This is a genomic window from uncultured Shewanella sp., from assembly GCF_947501665.1.
GTDB lineage: Bacteria > Pseudomonadota > Gammaproteobacteria > Enterobacterales > Shewanellaceae > Shewanella.
This window is the reverse complement of record NZ_CANMWS010000001.1, coordinates 312968-330820: the sequence shown is the minus strand read 5'-3', so window position 1 is coordinate 330820 and position 17853 is coordinate 312968. Positions and strand designations below refer to the sequence as shown.

At 40.5% G+C, this 17853-nt stretch carries 17 protein-coding genes and 1 pseudogene; 8 read left to right on the top strand and 10 right to left on the bottom strand.

Annotated features, from left to right (window positions below; translation table 11 throughout):
• Window positions 1-131: 131 nt before the first annotated feature.
• The 3 genes from cydC to Q0976_RS01500 form a co-directional block, all read right to left on the bottom strand.
• Entirely contained in the window at window positions 132-1913 is a 1782-nt protein-coding gene (cydC, locus tag Q0976_RS01510) for a cysteine/glutathione ABC transporter ATP-binding protein/permease CydC (RefSeq protein WP_299490152.1), read from the bottom strand.
• A 3-nt stretch (window positions 1914-1916) separates the two neighbouring features.
• Complete coding sequence (gene cydD / locus Q0976_RS01505) at window positions 1917-3788, bottom strand: cysteine/glutathione ABC transporter permease/ATP-binding protein CydD (RefSeq protein ID WP_299490150.1); 1872 nt, start codon at window positions 3786-3788, stop codon at window positions 1917-1919.
• A gap of 194 nt (window positions 3789-3982) precedes the next feature.
• The gene (locus tag Q0976_RS01500; protein WP_299490148.1) at window positions 3983-4363 is read right to left on the bottom strand and encodes a DOPA 4,5-dioxygenase family protein; all 381 of its coding nucleotides are present in this window, start codon (window positions 4361-4363) and stop codon (window positions 3983-3985) included.
• 140 nt (window positions 4364-4503) lie between these two features.
• On the opposite strand from Q0976_RS01500, the gene Q0976_RS01495 reads away from it, so the two are divergent.
• Window positions 4504-5844: a glycosyltransferase family 4 protein gene (locus Q0976_RS01495; protein WP_299490146.1), complete on the top strand. Its 1341-nt coding sequence runs from the start codon at window positions 4504-4506 to the stop codon at window positions 5842-5844.
• Between the two features lie 64 nt (window positions 5845-5908).
• Here the strand turns inward: Q0976_RS01495 and murA are convergent, their stop codons facing one another.
• The 7 genes from murA to mlaF all read right to left on the bottom strand — a co-directional run bounded on the left by murA (window position 5909) and on the right by mlaF (window position 10765).
• Entirely contained in the window at window positions 5909-7168 is a 1260-nt protein-coding gene (gene murA / locus Q0976_RS01490; protein ID WP_299490144.1) for a UDP-N-acetylglucosamine 1-carboxyvinyltransferase, read from the bottom strand.
• 9 nt (window positions 7169-7177) lie between these two features.
• Window positions 7178-7435 (bottom strand): BolA family protein, encoded by a 258-nt coding sequence (locus Q0976_RS01485; protein WP_299490142.1) that lies wholly within the window; start codon window positions 7433-7435, stop codon window positions 7178-7180.
• Between the two features lie 13 nt (window positions 7436-7448).
• Complete coding sequence (locus tag Q0976_RS01480; protein WP_299490140.1) at window positions 7449-7742, bottom strand: STAS domain-containing protein; 294 nt, start codon at window positions 7740-7742, stop codon at window positions 7449-7451.
• The gene (locus Q0976_RS01475; RefSeq protein ID WP_299490138.1) at window positions 7742-8455 is read right to left on the bottom strand and encodes an ABC transporter substrate-binding protein; all 714 of its coding nucleotides are present in this window, start codon (window positions 8453-8455) and stop codon (window positions 7742-7744) included. The genes Q0976_RS01480 and Q0976_RS01475 overlap by 1 nt, the downstream gene beginning before the upstream one ends.
• A 14-nt stretch (window positions 8456-8469) precedes the next feature.
• Window positions 8470-8943 (bottom strand): outer membrane lipid asymmetry maintenance protein MlaD, encoded by a 474-nt coding sequence (mlaD, locus tag Q0976_RS01470; protein ID WP_299490136.1) that lies wholly within the window; start codon window positions 8941-8943, stop codon window positions 8470-8472.
• A gap of 173 nt (window positions 8944-9116) precedes the next feature.
• Window positions 9117-9905: a lipid asymmetry maintenance ABC transporter permease subunit MlaE gene (gene mlaE, locus Q0976_RS01465; RefSeq protein WP_299490134.1), complete on the bottom strand. Its 789-nt coding sequence runs from the start codon at window positions 9903-9905 to the stop codon at window positions 9117-9119.
• 47 nt (window positions 9906-9952) lie between these two features.
• Complete coding sequence (gene mlaF / locus Q0976_RS01460) at window positions 9953-10765, bottom strand: phospholipid ABC transporter ATP-binding protein MlaF (protein WP_299490132.1); 813 nt, start codon at window positions 10763-10765, stop codon at window positions 9953-9955.
• Window positions 10766-10944: 179 nt separating this feature from the next.
• Here mlaF and Q0976_RS01455 point away from each other — a divergent pair, with 179 nt between their 5' ends.
• The 7 genes and pseudogenes from Q0976_RS01455 to Q0976_RS01425 all read left to right on the top strand — a co-directional run bounded on the left by Q0976_RS01455 (window position 10945) and on the right by Q0976_RS01425 (window position 17523).
• Window positions 10945-11904, top strand: coding sequence for a calcium/sodium antiporter (locus tag Q0976_RS01455; protein WP_299490185.1), 960 nt, complete (start codon window positions 10945-10947; stop codon window positions 11902-11904).
• Window positions 11905-11946: 42 nt separating this feature from the next.
• Entirely contained in the window at window positions 11947-12924 is a 978-nt protein-coding gene (locus tag Q0976_RS01450; protein ID WP_299490130.1) for a KpsF/GutQ family sugar-phosphate isomerase, read from the top strand.
• Window position 12925: 1 nt separating this feature from the next.
• A complete protein-coding gene (gene kdsC / locus Q0976_RS01445; RefSeq protein ID WP_299490128.1) occupies window positions 12926-13477 on the top strand; it encodes a 3-deoxy-manno-octulosonate-8-phosphatase KdsC in 552 nt (183 codons plus the stop codon).
• Window positions 13474-14031, top strand: a complete 558-nt coding sequence (gene lptC / locus Q0976_RS01440; RefSeq protein WP_299490126.1) for an LPS export ABC transporter periplasmic protein LptC — start codon at window positions 13474-13476, stop codon at window positions 14029-14031. The genes kdsC and lptC overlap by 4 nt, the downstream gene beginning before the upstream one ends.
• Window positions 14018-14515 (top strand): annotated as a pseudogene (gene lptA, locus Q0976_RS01435) (lipopolysaccharide transport periplasmic protein LptA); the annotation flags it as partial. The gene lptC and the pseudogene lptA, both read left to right, overlap by 14 nt.
• A gap of 587 nt (window positions 14516-15102) precedes the next feature.
• On the top strand, window positions 15103-15834 hold the full coding sequence (gene lptB / locus Q0976_RS01430; protein ID WP_299490124.1) for an LPS export ABC transporter ATP-binding protein: 732 nt from the start codon (window positions 15103-15105) through the stop codon (window positions 15832-15834).
• 225 nt (window positions 15835-16059) lie between these two features.
• Window positions 16060-17523, top strand: coding sequence for an RNA polymerase factor sigma-54 (locus Q0976_RS01425; RefSeq protein WP_299490121.1), 1464 nt, complete (start codon window positions 16060-16062; stop codon window positions 17521-17523).
• Window positions 17524-17853: the final 330 nt, after the last annotated feature.

Genomic DNA, 17853 nt, shown 5'->3' with positions numbered 1-17853 from the left:
AAAGCATTTATTTTCACTTTATTTATTAAGCACAACTTCCTAACGATTTACCCCCTAAGTTATCCACAAAGCGCCCTATTATTGCTGCAAATTACGCCACCACGAAAAAACTCTGCCTCTAATCGGCAGTTTTATACTCTTGAATACAAACTTTGGTAATACTCATCCGTTTCAAATAATGTTTGATGCGTTCCAGATGTTCTGATTTTTCCGTTTTCTATAATATGTACACTATCCATAATGGGCATGGCCGTTAAACGATGACTTATCATAAATAAGGTTTTGCCTTTGGCAAACTCAAGCAATAAATGCAGTATGTCTCGTTCCGTTTTTTTATCGAGTCCTTCTGTCGGTTCATCTAATAATATAAGCGGTGCGTCTCTCAATAATACCCGAGCAACGCCAATCCTTCTTTGCTCTCCACCAGAAAGCTGCCTTCCTCCTTCACCTATCCATTGATCGAGTCCATGGCTTGCTTTGTCTATAGAAGATAATAAGTGGCCCAATCCCACTTGATGCAAAACTTGATTCAGTTTCACATCATATTCGACACGTTCAACCTTCTTCATTTTGTGGAACGTAACATTCATAGCTAATAGTAGATTGTCTCTCAATGTCCCACTGAATAAATAAACACGCTGACTCATGACTGTCATACTCTGCCTCAACTCTGCTTCACCCAGTTCAGCAATATTCTGGCCATGAATAGTAATGCGACCTTTATCTGCTAACCAATCTCTTGTAATAAGTGATAATAAGCTAGATTTCCCACATCCCGTTTTTCCAAGTAGTGCCACTTTATCTCCCTGCTTAATAGACAGATGAATACCTGATAGCACGGTTTGATTACTCGCATATGAAAAATGCAGATCATGAATGTTCAACGCATCATCACTTTCATTAATTTCACGCGTCCCCCTATTCTTACCAAATATGATACTTGCACTGCGATCGGTTAATTCACTCACTCTGGTAGCTGATGTAATACTGCTCGACAAATGTTGAAAGGCACCTGCTATGGGCATCAGCATTTCAATCGTCGCCATTGTCATAAACACTATCATGGCAAGCATAGGCCCTGGAGGATTATCACTTCCTACCCCAGATGCAGCAAGATACATCAATAACACCACAGCACTACCATGAAATATAATCAACAATGCTTGGCTCAATGCAGTGATATTTGCCATGACTTTTTGATTGTCATAGAAGCTTGTCGCTATTTGCGATAATTGCTCTCTATAGCGTTTTTGGGCACCAAATAATGTTAACTCGGCCTGCCCCTGAATATAATCTAATAGCAAGGTGCGATAATGACGCTTTGTTTCAATTAAAATCCGTCCTGGCTTTTTGCCTAATTGATAAAAAAGAATCGGCATCACCAATAACACAAGTAATAGAAACCCTGATAATACAATTGCCAAGTGCATATCAAAGAAAGAGACGAAAACAAATACACCCAACAACACACATAGCGAAGCAACAATAGGTGTGATCAAACGAAGATACAAATGATCTAACGTATCAATATCAGCAACGAGTCTATTGAGTAAGTCTCCTCCCCTTAAGCCTTGCAGATCTTGAGCACTTAAAGGTAACAACTTACTCCATACCCAACATCTAAGTTGCGTTAATAACTGAAAAGTGGCTTGATGTGTAGCAAGTCGTTCGCCATAGCGGCTCGCTGTTCGAGTGATAGAAAAAAAACGCACGCCCGCTGCAGGCGTAAAAAAATTGAACGCTTGTGCGGTCACCAAGGTTAAACCCGCAATAGCCGAAGCGGATAGAAACCAGCCTGACAGCGATAACAAACCAATGCCAGCTAATAACGTCGTCATACTCAATAACAGCCCCACTGAAAGCATCAGCCACTGCTTTTTAAACATACGAAGATAAGGTATTAATACTTTCATTAATTAATCCTCTGAGTCAGCAGGTTTAGAGTGCACAATCGCGTTTGGGGCAACAGATAAGGATAAAGGATCCATCGCTTCATTTAACATATTACGAAATACACCATCACAGTTTGCCATATCCTTAAATAGCCCTTGCTGAACCAACTTCCCTTTATCCAAAACCAAAATTCTATTTTTATCCTTGAGTTGCTCTAAACGATGCGTCACCATGATACTGGTCTTTGACTTCATTGCCTCTGACAAGCTCATCACAACGGCCTGTTCACTTTGGCTGTCTAAACTTGCTGTCGGCTCATCGAATAAATACACATCCGCCTTATGTGCAAATGCACGCGCAAGCGCAATACGCTGCGCTTGTCCAACAGACACACCTGAGGACTGCTCTCCAATAGGATGATTAATCCCTAAATCCAACGACTCAACAAAATCCATCACCTTTGCCTCAGTCAACAACGAGATGACTTCTTCATCGCGCAAATTAGGATTAGCCATGGCCACATTTTCACGGATTGTGCCATGAAATAATTGGGGTTCCTGCCCCAGCCAAGTCAGTTTTCTGCGCCAATCATCTGTATCACTATCAGAAATTGAAATACCGTTGATAAAGATCTCACCAGTAAAAGGAAGAAAACCCATCAATGCATTGAGTAAACTTGTCTTACCTGCACCACTCGGACCGACAATAGCAATATGCTCACGGGCTTTTAATTCAAAACTAATTGGTCCTAGCAATGTCTGTCCATCAAAGCTCATTACAACTAAATCGATGACTTTTATATCAACAAATTCATTAATGGTGCCTGACGTTACTTGTGCACTATCGGCAGGAAAAGTTAACCTCTTACTCAAAGATAACATTTGACTGGCAGGGCGCTGCTCTTCATATGATAACAAGTCTTGTAATGCTTCAGCAGCGCCAATAGCTTGTGCTTTGGCATGATAATGTGTTCCTAAATCCCTCAATGGCTGAAAAAATTCAGGGGCTAAAATCAGTACAAAAAAACCAGTAAATAAAGTAATAGGGGCGCCGTAACTGCCAAAGTTTAAATGCCCTAGATAACTAAAACCAAAATACACGGCTAATACAGCAATAGATACTGCGGTAAAAAACTCTAACACTGCCGAGCTTAAAAATGCCATTCTCAGTACCGACATCGTTCGCTCTCTAAACTCATTTGATGCTTTCTCGATTGCTTTGGCTTCAGCCTCTCCTCGATAAAAGAGTTTGATCGTACTTAACCCTTTTAACCTATCCATAAAGTGACCACTGAGTCGTGATAATGCGGTGAAATTTTTACGGTTGGCATCAGCGGCCCCCATGCCCACTAAAATCATAAACATGGGAATTAAAGGCGCCGTTAATGCTAAAACAAGCCCTGCCGCCCAATTCATCGGAAACACTATAACTAAAATAATAAGGGGGATAAAACCAGATAACATCATTTGAGGTAAATATTTGGCATAAAAATCATGTAAATCTTCAACTTGCTCCAATACAAGAGTGGCCCAGCTACCAGCGGGTTTACCTTTAATAAACACTGGACCTAAAGTAGAAAGCTTTTCTAATACAGCTTCTCGAATATGTTGCCTAAGACGAAGACCCGCCATAAAGCTGACTCGCTCTCGAGCGTAAGCCAATATTGCTCTAATGATAATGACCACAATTAACGCAATAAACTCTTCTGTGAACGCCGCTTTCGGCATATTAAGAATGATAAGTCCATGTAAACAAGTCGCTAATAACCAAGCTTGGATCACTAATGCAACCCCGGTCAATGCACCTAACATCACACTTAACGATAAATAATGACCGCTTGCTTTTTTATATGATTTTAACCACAGCAATAATGATTTTTCTTGGGATTTATCCATGGTACTCCAAACTCGTGGATCAACATCTAATGCAAGCTTATTGATAAAGTATCCCAAGCATCCATATTAGAAGATACTCACAAACAAAAAAATGCTAGCCAGCGCACAAAACAATCAAACTTAGATGAATATTTGGATAATAATGTAAGTATTTACTTTCGAAATATTCAGTAAATTAACAATAGTGACATATTTTATCTTGGCATAAATAAGGATAGATTCAGTATTAAAGGCTGACCAAGCCAAAATGCATACTCAGTATGATCTTTTAAGTCATTACCCGTATCAGCATGTATTAAAATCGATAAGCCTTGCCTATTTTTATCCAACCAGTGGCATAATTTGTCATATTCCGCTTGATTGAAAGCCAGTTGACAACTCCAGCGTGGATGAGGGCCCACTAATTTTTGATGAAAACGGCCTAATGTCAACGTAAATAAACGTTCCGCTTGCTGACATAATTGTGTGGCCAGCTCAAGCGTGCCAGCATCAAAATACACATGAGCATGATAAAACGCATGAACATTATCAGGTAACATGCCATTTTTATTCTCTATTTCTTTACTCGTTGACATTAAATTGTCCTTACTGCTTATATCATCTGTTTTCGATAAAATATCTTATCTACACCTTGTCAAGGATAATCCATTAGCCCTCTCCATTAATAGTGTCAATATAGTGCCAAACATAATTTACCCTAGGTATAATCAATGCTATGAAAACACTTCTCGTTATAGGCTATGTTTGGCCCGAACCTAATTCTAGTGCTGCCGGCTCTCGTATGCTGCAGCTTCTTAATACTTTTTTACAGCAAGGATACCAGATCACTTATGCCAGTCCGGCTCAGGAAAGCGAACATGCCGTTGTTCTATCCAATTTAAATATTACTTCAGCTCATATTGAAGTCAACGATAGCAGTTTTGATGATTTCATCATTCAACTGCAACCGGATTTGGTCTTGTTTGATCGTTTCATGATGGAAGAGCAATTTGCTTGGCGAGTTGAAAAGCAGTGCCCAAACGCCTTAAGGATCCTCGATACTGAAGATTTACATTGTCTTCGGTTTGCCAGACAAAAAATGGCAAAAACACAGCCTAATACCGTCATTAGCACGGTCAATAATGACACTTTATATAGCGAACAAGCAAAACGTGAAATTGCCGCCATTTTACGCTGCGATTTAAGCATTATGATCAGCGAATATGAAATGCGATTATTACAAGAACGTTTTAACGTACCTGAGTCTATCTTAATTTATATTCCTTTCATGCTACCACCAATGGATAACCCGACCTTTAAGCCATTTACCGACAGAATGCATTTTGTTTCTATTGGTAACTTTCGCCATGAACCCAATTGGGATGCAGTTTTATGTTTAAAGCAGCACATTTGGCCGCTTATCCGTAAAAAAATGCCTAAGGCCCAACTGCATATCTATGGTGCCTATCCCCCTAAAAAAGCCACTCAATTTCATAATGAACAGCAAGGTTTTCTGGTTAAAGGCTGGGTAGATGATGCAAAAGCCATGCTCTGCAACGCTAAAGTATTACTGTCCCCTCTAAGGTTTGGAGCAGGATTAAAGGGCAAATTTATTGATGCTGCAGAGTGCGGCCTTCCCAGTGTGACCACATCCGTAGGCCGTGAAGGATTATTTTTGAATGACAGTTTGTTAAGTGGCAATCTTGTCAATAACAGCCTGATTAATCAAAGTATGACCAATGAAGCAATAAATAAAATAATAGGCGACAACACTGAGACATTACTCAGTAATGACGACTTTAATCAATTTGCCGAATTAGCTATCGAACTCTATAACAACGAAGCCCTTTGGTCTCATTTACAACAAAACGGCCCCAACTGGATTAACCAACGTTTTAGTGAGTCCAAATATCAACACCAGCTCATTTCCCGCATTGATAAGATAAGCCAAACATTAACCACACATCGCCAAAATAATTTTTTAGGTTCAATGTTATTGCACCACAGTATGAAAAGCACGCAATATATGTCGCAATGGATTGAAGCGAAAAATCAACTAATAAAACCGCCCCAATAATATCTTTAGCGCTATGAACAAAAAAGCCATTCGTGAGAATGGCTTTTAATACAAAAGGAATAGGTTACTGTACGCGAGTCACCTGACCACCTAGGCCTTTAAATTTATCTTCAATGTGCTCATAGCCTCTATCAAGGTGATAGATACGATCGACCGTCGTGATGCCATCAGCGACCAAGCCTGCAATCACAAGACTGGCTGAAGCACGCAGATCGGTTGCCATCACTTGTGCGCCATTCAGTTTTTCTATCCCGTGAATAACACAAGTATGGCCTTCAAGCTCCATATTCGCCCCCATGCGAATAAGCTCTGGCACATGCATGAAACGATTTTCAAAAATCGTCTCACTGATAGTGGCAGTGCCTTCGGCTAACACATTCAACACACAAAATTGTGCCTGCATGTCCGTTGGAAAGCCAGGATAAGGTACGGTTTTAATATTCACCGCTTTTGGCCTTTTACCTTGCATATCCAGTTCAATCCAATCTTTACCTGTCGTGATCACCGCACCCGTATCTTCCAATTTGGCCAATACCGCTTCTAGGGTTGAGGGATCAGCATCTAAGCAACGGATCCGCCCGCGGGTTACCGCTGCGGCTACCAAAAAACTGCCTGTTTCGATACGATCTGGCATCACGCGATATTCACAACCTTGAAGTGACTCAACCCCTTCAATACGAATACTGTCGCTTCCAGCTCCTTCAATTTTTGCCCCCATTGCAATCAAGCAATTAGCCAAATCGATGATCTCAGGTTCACGTGCTGCATTCTCAATGACAGTCACGCCATCAGCTAAAGCCGCTGCCATGAGTAAGTTTTCGGTGGCGCCCACACTGACCATATCCATAAAGATATGCGCCCCCTTTAAACGACCATCAACACGAGCCTTAATATAACCTTCATCTACTTCTATTTGCGCACCCATTTGCTCTAAACCTTGCAAATGTAAATTCACTGGCCTTGCACCAATGGCACACCCACCGGGCAATGATACATCTGCTTTACCAAAACGTGCCAATAACGGTCCTAAAATAAGGATCGACGCTCGCATGGTTTTCACCAAATCATATGGCGCACAAAACTCATTTAACGTTTCAGTTGAAATGCATACTCGCCCCGAAGGAGATTGCGTCACCTTAGCTCCAAGGCAACGTAGCAACTCACAACTTGTATTGACATCACGTAAATTTGGCACATTAGACACAATAAAATCTGTTTTTGCTAATACACCTGCCATCAATATGGGCAAAGCGGCATTTTTTGCCCCAGAGATCACAACACTCCCCGCCAACGCTGGACTAGCGGTTATTTCTAATTTATCCACAATGATTCTCTAACTTGGCATATTAAATACTTTTTCACGCTTCCATTGCGTGACAGTAAAAGCATTGATAGTGATAGCATGTAACTCGCCACTGGTAATATGGCCCATCAATGGACCATAAATTGTTTGCTGCTGCTTAACACGGTTCATTCCATCAAAACAGTCACCCACGGCAATAATTTTGTAATGAGTCCCCTCTTGGCTAACATGCACTTCCTCTAAAGACAAAGCCTCAAGCAGTATAGTTTCTATCTCTTTACATTCCATGGTTCTATTCACCTCAGATGACTTCTTCAACAAAGAAATCTTTTAAATCATATAATTGTATTAACTTTTTAACTTGATAAGCAGGTGCTTTCAGGGTCAATTTTACCCCTTCTTTAGCAGCGATACTCACCAATTCAAATAGAAATGCCATGCCAGCACTATCACTAAAGGCTAACTCGCTCAATTCTAATACTTGAGTATTGGCTGCTAATAACGTCGTTTTTTTCGGCCATAAGTCTATCACATCGCTTTGCCCTAAATGGCCACTAATATGACAAACTTCGCCTTTTTGAATAAAAGTCGGCACTAGTTATTCTTCTCGCTTGAGTTGCTACTTATTGGCTGTTGGGCTTTTTCATTTAAAGTTGCAATAACCTTGTCTATCCCTTGCTGTCGAATAAGATTACCAATCTCTGATTGCTTAGTAGATAACAAACTCACCCCTTCAGCGACCATATCAAACGCTTTCCAAGTATTATCTTTTAAACGTCTCACTTTGAAAATAAGCTTAATAGGAGGACGGCCTTGCTCAATCACTTGTACATCAACGCTAACGATCCTCTCATTAGCAAAATCCTCAGCAGGGGAAAACTGTATTTTTTGATTAGTGTACTCTGTAAAAGCTTGCGCATAAGTCGTAACCAAGTAGCCTGTAAACGCTTTCACAAAATTATTACGCTGCTCTTTAGTACTGTCCCTTAAATACTGACCCATGACTTTATAAGACGCATATTTAGAATCAATATAAGGCATCAAATCATCTTGAATAATCACTTTTAAGTAATTCGGATCCGCTTTAATTTTGGCTTGATCCTGATTAAAGCTCGCAAAGGTTTTATTCGCTGCCCCTTCAATCATGGAATAAGGATTTTTGGTATCAATCACAATACTGCTTGCGTCAGTCGTTTTAGAAGCCTCAGTCGTTTGCCCATTTCCAGCATCAGTCCCCTTTGCCAAAACATTTACACTCGACCCTAATAAAATAACCGTAACGGCACTGGCTAATAATTTTTTCAACATAGTTTCAACTCCGTTTATTTGCCTTTAGAAGACATGCTATATAACAGTTGACCAATTAAATCTTCAAGAATTAATGCAGATTGTGTGTCATCAATACTGTCGCCATTTTTTAACATCGATACATCATCATCGACAAACCCAGGCTTTAATCCAAGAAACTGCTCGCCCAATAATCCTGACGTTAAAATGGCTAAACTACTTGTATCAGGAAAAGAAGAATATTGTTTATCCATTGCAATGGTTACAACAGGTTCTAGTTTCACAGGATCCAATTTAATCGCAGTGACACGACCCACTACGACTCCTCCTACTTTGACTGGAGAGCGCACTTTCAATCCACCAACATTACCAAACTTGGCATACAAGGTATAGGTACTATCACCTCTGCTCACTTGTACATTAGCCACATTAAAGACTAACACTAGAAACGCCGCCAATCCTGCCAACAAAAACAGCCCAACGAGTATTTCAATTTTCCGTGTCAACATACCTTTATTACCACTCTTACTTTCGATACTCAATGTATCTACATTTACCCATTAACGGCAACTCATTATCTTCGTTGCCGCCGACTTTTGATGTGCTCATTAATTTATCATCTCATCATACTGACAGACTAAAACTAAATGGACATATTCAACTTGTGTTCAGCTCAGATTCATCATTGTTGACCAAACATCAAGGTGGTCATTAAGAAGTCTAATGCCAATATGGCTAAGCTAGATTGAACCACTGTTTGCGTTGTTGCTTTACTGATCCCTTCAGGGTTAGGAATAACATGATAGCCTCGATATAGCGCTATCCAAGTCACAACAACAGCAAAGACGACACTTTTAATTAAACAATTAACAATATCATTTCGCCATTCAACAGATGCTTGTAAAATGGACCAAAAACTACCTGAATCAATGCCTTTCCAATCCACTCCTACCAAATGACCGCCATAAATCCCCACAGCGCAGAACATCAACGCAAGCAAAGGTAAACTGATCACCCCCGCCCAAAAGCGAGGCGCAACAATTTGTCTTAAAGGATCAATAGCCATCATTTCCAAACTGGATAATTGCTCAGTGCTTTTCATTAAGCCTATTTCAGCCGTTAATGCCGATCCCGCCCGGCCTGCAAATAATAGTGCTGTGACCACTGGACCTAATTCACGCAGTAAACTCAACGCCACCATAGGGCCTAGACTTTGCTCTGCACCATAACCCACTAAAATAGTATAGCCTTGAAGTGCTAACACCATACCAATGAATAGGCCAGAAACCAAAATAATCACCATCGACTGGACACCGACCACATAGAGCTGCTTGATCAGCAATGGGGTGCCCTTTTTCACACGAGGGAATCTCACTACAGAGCGATAAAGCATAATACCTGCACGGCCCATACCCATTACATTATCAATCGCCCAGCGCCCAACATTGGCGATTTTATCAATCACACTCATTCAACACCCACCCTTAAATTTACCTGCTATCTGTATAGAAAAAATATCTATTTCAACCCCTGTAACAACTCTTGCTGATAGTCCTTAGCTGGGTAATGAAAAGGCACAGGCCCATCGGGAGCACCTTGTATAAATTGCTTCAATTGCGCACTGTCTGTATTGCGTAATGCTTCAGGAGTACCATGGGCAATAATCGTTTTATCGGCCATTACATAAACATAATCGGCAATACTTAATACCTCTTGCACATCATGAGAAACCACAACAGACGTCAAGTTTAATGCATCAGATAATTCACGAATAAGTTTAACTAACACCCCCATCGAAATAGGGTCTTGACCCGCAAAAGGTTCATCATACATCACCATTTCAGGCTCTAACGCAATTGCCCGCGCTAATGCTGCACGGCGCTGCATTCCACCAGACAGTTCTGTGGGCATTTGTTTTGCGACGCCTCGAAGGCCCACCGCTTCGAGTTTCATTAACACAATACGCTCGATAATAGGTTCAGCTAACCCTGAATGTTCTCGCAATGCAAAAGCCACATTATCAAAGACATTCATATCAGTAAAAAGTGCCCCACTTTGAAATAACATACTCATACGTTTACGAATAGAAAAGAGCTCAGTACGGCTCGCTCGATGGATATCTTGGCCATCAAACAATACTTGTCCCGAGTCAGGCGTTAACTGCCCTCCCATTAATTTCAATAAAGTGGTTTTCCCAATCCCACTCGGCCCCATTATGGCCGTCACCTTCCCTTTAGGAATAGATAAACTGACATCATCATAGATAACACGTTGGCCACGACTAAAGCCCAAATTTCGAATCTCAATGAGCGGTTTCTGCGTTTGAGTCATACTTGAATTCCGGCATTTATAAGATGAAATATCAGGTCTCCCTGACAAAAATAGAGTGATAAATTGTACGAAATTGATAAAATAGAAACAACATAATCTAGAGTATCTTGTCTCAATACTTTCAATTTACGTCAAATCCAGCGAAAATGCTCGCCAATACTCCTAAAAATTATAATCAAATGCTATTTAATATTCTGATACTGCTCGCTGGTCTTGCCACTCTAGTTTGGAGTGCTGATAAATTTGTGTATGGTGCTGCCGCGTTTGCACGCAATTTCGGCTTACCTCCCATGCTAATAGGACTCACGATAGTCGCTATGGGCAGCTCAGCACCTGAAATGTTTGTCGCGGCAACAGCATCAATCAATGGCATGACAGATATGGCCATCGGTAATGCATTAGGATCAAATATAGCCAATGTCACACTGATTTTAGGGATTACCGCATTATTAGGTGCCATTGCAGTCCAATCACAAACATTAAAACGTGAAATACCTATGATGTTGGGTGCAACAGCAATTGCAGGTTACTTTTTACATGATGGGCATTTAAATCGAATGGAAGGCATAATGCTATTAGCGGTATTTTTCATTCTCATCGGCTACCTTATTTGGCATGCCATTAAGAATAAAGCAGACGATCCCCTCGCCAACCAACACAGTGATGAAATTCCTACTGACGTCCCCACCCCTAAAGCAGTATTATGGCTGATTGTCGGGTTAATATTATTGCCTTTATCTGCCGACTGGATGGTACAAGGCGCAGTTGGTATTGCAAAAGCGTATCATTTGTCTGATTTAGTGATTGGACTCACCATTATTGCCATTGGTACTAGCTTGCCAGAGCTGGCAGCGAGTGTCGCTGGTGTGTTAAAAAAAGAAGATGATTTGGCCATTGGTAATATTGTGGGTTCAAACCTCTTCAATATTTTGGCAGTATTAGCACTTCCAGCACTTATTGCACCTGGGGCCGTCGATATCTCAGCAACCAGTCGCGATTATTATATGGTGCTAGGAACAAGCAGCGCATTGGGCGTATTAATTTTATTAAGTGGGCGTGCAAGACAACTCAAGCCTTGGCATGGTATTGCACTCCTTATAACCTTTATCCTATACCAAACGGCCCTTTTTCTGTCCTAATCGGCACGCTAAGGTCTAGTAAGATTCTATAGAGAGATCAAAATGGTAGATGAAAATAAATTACGCCAATGGGGCAGAAATGTTATTCAAATAGAGCAACAAGCCCTTGAAAACCTTTATCAATATGTTGACTCTATTGAATTTGCCCAAGCCTGCCAGCTTATGTTTGATTGTAAAGGAAAAATCATTGTCATGGGCATGGGAAAATCAGGACACATTGGCAACAAGATTTCGGCAACACTTGCCAGTACAGGCACCCCCGCATTTTTTGTTCATCCAGGTGAAGCCAGCCATGGTGATTTAGGCGTGCTGGGTCAAAATGATGTCATTCTCGCCATATCGAATTCTGGTGAATCAGATGAAATACTCACATTATTACCCGTCATCAAACGATTAGGTTTACCGCTAATTGCAGTAACGGGTAATCCGACATCTAATATGGCAAAATTATCTCAACTGCATTTATGCATACAAGTTCCCGAAGAAGCTTGCCCATTAGGATTGGCCCCAACTTCGAGTACCACAGCGACCTTAGTGATGGGCGATGCACTCGCCGTCGCGCTGTTGCAAGCAAGAGGCTTTACTCAAGATGATTTTGCTTTATCTCACCCAGGTGGTAGTTTAGGGCGTAAATTATTATTAAAAGTGAAAGATGTGATGCATCAAGGAGAACATCTACCTTCTGTCAGTCATCATATTTGTATTTCAGAAGCTTTATATGAAATATCCAAAAAAGGACTCGGCATGACAGCCATTGTCGACGACAATCATAATTTGGTCGGTATTTTTACTGATGGTGATTTACGCCGAGTCATCGATGCAGAAGTCAATTTACACACCACTCCGATAAATAATGTCATGACAAAAGGTTGCGTTACCGTCGATGAAGATATGCTAGCAGCGCAAGCATTAAAGCTCATGGACGAAGAAAATATTAACGGTCTCATTGTCATCAATGCGCAACAGCAAGTCATCGGTGCACTCAATATGCTTGATATGGTCAAAGCAGGAGTTATATAACATGTCACAATCAGGATTTTATGGCCCAATCGAAGACAGTACTTGGGAAAAAGCAAAAAACATCAAACTATTGATATGTGACGTGGATGGCGTTTTTTCTGACGGACTCGTCTATATGAGCAACAGTGGAGAGGAACTGAAAACCTTTCACACACGAGATGGCTACGGTGTTCGCTCATTACTTTCCGCCAATATTAATGTGGCGGTGATCACAGGACGTCAATCACAAATCGTTGAAAATCGAATGACCGCACTGGGTGTCACCCATATCTATCAGGGTGTCGATGACAAGCTTGTTCCCTATCGTGAATTGTTAGAACACTATCATGTCAGTCCCGAAGAAGTGGCTTATATTGGTGATGATATGGTGGACTTAGCGGTTATGAAAGCCGTTGGTTTATCCGTTTGTGTCGCAGACGGGCATCCCTATGTGAAACAACATGCAGATATGATAACCACACTCAAAGGCGGGCATGGTGCATTAAGAGAGCTCACTGACTTGCTTTTATTGAGTCAAAATAAATTTGAAACGGCACATGGAATGAGCATATGAGTCGTGTTAGCATCGCCATCGCACTTTTGTTTGGGACTGCGATCATTTTATATTGGCAGGTGCAATCGAAAAAAGAAGATCAATCACTGAATGTCGATATCAGCCAGCGCCCTGATTATATCGTGGAGGATCTTTCTGGAGTAGAGTATAACAAGTTGGGCTTAGTGAGCAGCCGTGTTTCAGCCAAGCATATGGAACATTATGACAGCACCAACATGACCTATTTTACTGAGCCGGTTTATTTCATTTATCCTGATAACCAACAAGGAAAATGGCGTATACGGGCTAACAAAGGCACTTTAAATAAAGTCACCGGAAAAGTGACATTAGAGAACAATGTCATTATCGATTCATTAAGCCCAGAACAACCTGTAAAGACAGTCAAAACTGATTTTTTAGAACTCGATCTCAACACCAAAATAATGACATCAAATAAGCATATCTATATTACGGGTGTCGATTTTACCATCGAAGGTAAAGGCCTTTATGCTGATCTCAATACGCAAACAGTCAAGCTGACTAGTCAGGTAGAAGGAACATATGAAACCAAATAAATCCATTATTGCCACATTACTGTGCCTTGTTAGTCTTCATGGAGTAGCCAAGGATGGGGATTTAGAGCAAGAGGTTAAAATATCCGCATCGAGTCAAGAAGCTGATATCAAAAATAATCAATTAATTTTTAATGGACCCGTTATCGTCACGCAAGGCAGTATTAAAATTAATGCAGCAGAATTACAAGCCTTCTCTAAAGGTGATGACACAGCTAAAACATTAGTGGCGAGTGGAACACCCGCCACCTATTTTCAAATCATGGATGATGGTCGCCCCGCACAAGCAAGTGCACATGAAATTCACTATGAACTCTCTACTCGCACATTAACCTTAATTGGAGAGGCAACGCTTTCTCAAGGTGGAAGTCGTGTCACAGGAAGCCGTATTCGATATAACATTGAACAACAAAAATTACTGGCGGAAAGTACAGGTAAAGGACAAGATCGCGTTATTACTGTGATCCAGCCTGAAACCTATAAAAAATCAACTAAAACCAATACAACAAAAAAAACAGAAGCATTAACGCCTGAGTCAAACGATAAAAACAACCTGTCACCTGAAGATAACTCACTGACACCCAATAAAAAGACTATTCCTGACACCAAACAAAAACAAACGATTGAAAATGAATCTCAGCCTGATACACAAACAGACATTCAAGAAAAGAGCACACAACAGGTCGACAAGGCAGTTAAAAATGAAATTGGAACTGTTGAGACAAAATTATCACAATTAAATATTAAACGTGAAAAACTGGAAGCCCAACTAACGGCGTTAGCAGCCAGTAAAACCAACAAAGATATCTCAGCCTCTGAATTTGATTTCAAAAAAGTGAATATACAAGAACAAATTGATAAAATAGCCCCACAACAAAAGCAACTGGAAAACCAACTTTCTCAGCTCATGCCATCGACAAGCCAATTAAAAGCCTTATCGACAGACATCGTCAGTCAAGCCACTGATCTGCAAGAATTAGCCTCCAATCTCACTCATTCGACTCAGACAGAGTCCAAGACGAATTCCACTGAAAATGTAAACACCGACACATCGCCACAAAAGCAGGTAGAAGAATGACTACGATTTCACTAGAAGCGCGAAACTTAGCAAAAAGTTATAAAAATCGTGCGGTTGTTCAAAATGTGAGCTTAAAAGTCAATACTGGACAAATAGTAGGGCTACTTGGCCCAAATGGAGCAGGTAAAACCACCACCTTTTATATGGTCGTTGGCTTAGTGCAAAGTGATAAAGGGCAGATATTTCTTGATAATGAAGAGCTAACATCAAACCCTATGCACCTTAGAGCCCGTAAAGGAATAGGCTATTTACCTCAAGAAGCCAGTATTTTCCGTAAATTATCTGTCAGAGATAACATTATGGCTGTATTGCAAACTCGCGCCTCCTTAAGTAAACAAAACCGTGAAGAACAACTAGAACACTTACTTGAAGAGTTCCATATTACTCATATTCGTGACAGTCAAGGCATGGCGCTATCAGGCGGAGAGCGTCGACGTGTCGAAATCGCGCGCGCACTTGCCGCTAACCCCAAGTTCATTTTATTGGATGAACCTTTTGCAGGTGTCGATCCTATATCTGTTATCGATATAAAAAAAATCATTGAACATTTAAGAGACAGAGGTTTAGGTGTACTCATTACCGACCATAATGTCCGTGAAACCTTGGATGTGTGTGAGCATGCCTATATTGTCAGCCGCGGTAATTTAATTGCAGAAGGAACGCCTGCTGAAGTTTTAGACAATAAGCAAGTCAGAGAAGTGTACTTAGGTGAGCAATTCAAGTTATAGTGGATGATTAATGAGTAAGTCGTTAAAAACGCATTAAAATAAAAATTAAAACGGCGGGTAACAATTCCCACTTAATTTAATCATACTTATATCGTATTATTCTAGGTTATGACTTGGTCATCAAAACAAACTGGCCGCCTTAGTACATAAAATATCTTGAGCTTCAGGTCCAACATTAACCCTGCTCAATGATTAGGATAATGACAAGTAGGGAATAGCGGTAACATGAAAGCATCACTTCAGTTAAAAATGGGTCAACATCTCACTATGACCCCTCAATTACAACAAGCCATTCGTCTGTTGCAATTATCCTCATTGGAATTACAACAGGAAATTCAGCAGGCCCTAGACAGCAATCCTTTATTAGAGCTTGATGAAGGCCAAAATGATAATGAACAAAAGTCATTAACATCTGATGATGCTTTTAGCCGTGATACCGACACTCAGCCACCTCAAGAAAATGCCGCGATCGAAACCCCTGAAGCACTCACTAAAGATTCCATGCCGGATGAGCTTCCCATGGACACTTCTTGGGATGAAGTTTATAGCCCTTCTTCTGGAAGTAGCCACTCCATCCGTGATGACATGCCCTTTCAAGGTGAAACCAGTGAAGGTTTATATGAACACTTAGAGTGGCAAAAGAATTTAACCCCATTTTCTGATAACGATTTAGCAATTGCCACCGCCATTATTGATGCCATTGATGAACGAGGTTACCTCACTCAAAGCTGCGAAGACATTTTAGAAGCCATGGGTAACGAAGAAATCGAAATCGATGAAGTCATTGCCGTATTAAAACGAATACAACATTTTGACCCTATCGGTGTAGCAGCAAGAGACTTAGGTGAATGCTTACTTTTACAGCTTACTCAATTTTCTCCTGACACCCCTCATATCGACAGTGCCAAATTATTAATCAGCAATTACTTAGATCTCATTGCGGGTAGAGATTTTCGCTTACTCATGCGTAAAACAAAGCTTAAGGAAAACGAGTTAAAGCAAGCCATTCATTTAATACAAACTCTTAACCCTCGGCCGGGTTTATCCGTTTCTCCGAGTAAAGAAGAATATGTGATCCCCGATGTTTCTGTTACCAAAGTCAAAGGACGCTGGCACGTTGAATTGAACCCTGACAACATGCCAAAAATCAATGTTAATCAACAATATGCTTCTATGGCCCGTAGCACAAAAAATCAAGCTGATGGGCAATTTATTCGCGGCCATTTACAAGAAGCAAAATGGTTTATAAAAAGCTTAGAAAGCCGTAATGACACCTTATTAAAAGTCACCAATTGCATCGTCAAATTTCAACAAGGTTTTTTTGAATTCGGTGAAGAAGCCATGAAACCTATGGTACTCAATGATATTGCTGAGGCCGTCGATATGCATGAGTCCACCATATCCCGTGTCACAACACAAAAATACATGCATACCCCCAGAGGTATTTTCGAGCTCAAGTATTTTTTCTCAAGCCACGTAGGAACAGACGATGGTGGAGAATGCTCATCCACCGCAATCCGCGCTTTTATTAAAAAGTTAGTGGCAAGTGAAAATCAAAAAAAACCTTTAAGTGACAGTAAAATGGCACAATTGCTTGCAGAGCAAGGAATTAAAGTCGCACGCAGAACCATAGCCAAATATCGTGAAGCCATGCTAATTCCACCATCAAATCAGCGTAAAAGCCTATAAACAGGCCGTCAAAAGCACAAATAATGAACAATATGTTTAATTTAACCATTATTTGTATAAAATTTGGTAATAGAGTAACTCGTTATCGTATACACTATGATTAAAAGTTACCCAAAAGCAATTGTTTTACAGCTCAAATCGTAGAGCTAGCAGCCAATAAATGAATTATAATAAGAAATACAGACAAAGCTTGAACAGTAATTAGATCAGATCCATAATGTGCGCCTTAGTTTCACCTGTATTTTTACAAAGATATTGAAAATAAATATTCCGTTCATATCTTGATTTGTTCCTGAAATAAAAGTACTCAATAAACTAAAGTAAAGCATA

Excerpts from the sequence above, each read along its gene's own strand:
- Q0976_RS01425 (WP_299490121.1), top strand. The coding sequence starts at position 16,060 with ATGAAAGCATCACTTCAGTTAAAAATGGGTCAACATCTCACTATGACC.
- lptC (WP_299490126.1), top strand. The coding sequence starts at position 13,474 with ATGAGTCGTGTTAGCATCGCCATCGCACTTTTGTTTGGGACTGCGATC.
- cydC (WP_299490152.1), bottom strand. The coding sequence starts at position 1,913 with ATGAAAGTATTAATACCTTATCTTCGTATGTTTAAAAAGCAGTGGCTG.
- Q0976_RS01500 (WP_299490148.1), bottom strand. The coding sequence starts at position 4,363 with ATGTCAACGAGTAAAGAAATAGAGAATAAAAATGGCATGTTACCTGAT.
- kdsC (WP_299490128.1), top strand. The coding sequence starts at position 12,926 with ATGTCACAATCAGGATTTTATGGCCCAATCGAAGACAGTACTTGGGAA.
- Q0976_RS01485 (WP_299490142.1), bottom strand. The coding sequence starts at position 7,435 with ATGGAATGTAAAGAGATAGAAACTATACTGCTTGAGGCTTTGTCTTTA.
- lptB (WP_299490124.1), top strand. The coding sequence starts at position 15,103 with ATGACTACGATTTCACTAGAAGCGCGAAACTTAGCAAAAAGTTATAAA.
- cydD (WP_299490150.1), bottom strand. The coding sequence starts at position 3,788 with ATGGATAAATCCCAAGAAAAATCATTATTGCTGTGGTTAAAATCATAT.
- Q0976_RS01495 (WP_299490146.1), top strand. The coding sequence starts at position 4,504 with ATGAAAACACTTCTCGTTATAGGCTATGTTTGGCCCGAACCTAATTCT.
- mlaE (WP_299490134.1), bottom strand. The coding sequence starts at position 9,905 with ATGAGTGTGATTGATAAAATCGCCAATGTTGGGCGCTGGGCGATTGAT.
- Q0976_RS01455 (WP_299490185.1), top strand. The coding sequence starts at position 10,945 with ATGCTATTTAATATTCTGATACTGCTCGCTGGTCTTGCCACTCTAGTT.
- Q0976_RS01450 (WP_299490130.1), top strand. The coding sequence starts at position 11,947 with ATGGTAGATGAAAATAAATTACGCCAATGGGGCAGAAATGTTATTCAA.
- Q0976_RS01475 (WP_299490138.1), bottom strand. The coding sequence starts at position 8,455 with ATGTTGAAAAAATTATTAGCCAGTGCCGTTACGGTTATTTTATTAGGG.
- mlaF (WP_299490132.1), bottom strand. The coding sequence starts at position 10,765 with ATGACTCAAACGCAGAAACCGCTCATTGAGATTCGAAATTTGGGCTTT.
- mlaD (WP_299490136.1), bottom strand. The coding sequence starts at position 8,943 with ATGTTGACACGGAAAATTGAAATACTCGTTGGGCTGTTTTTGTTGGCA.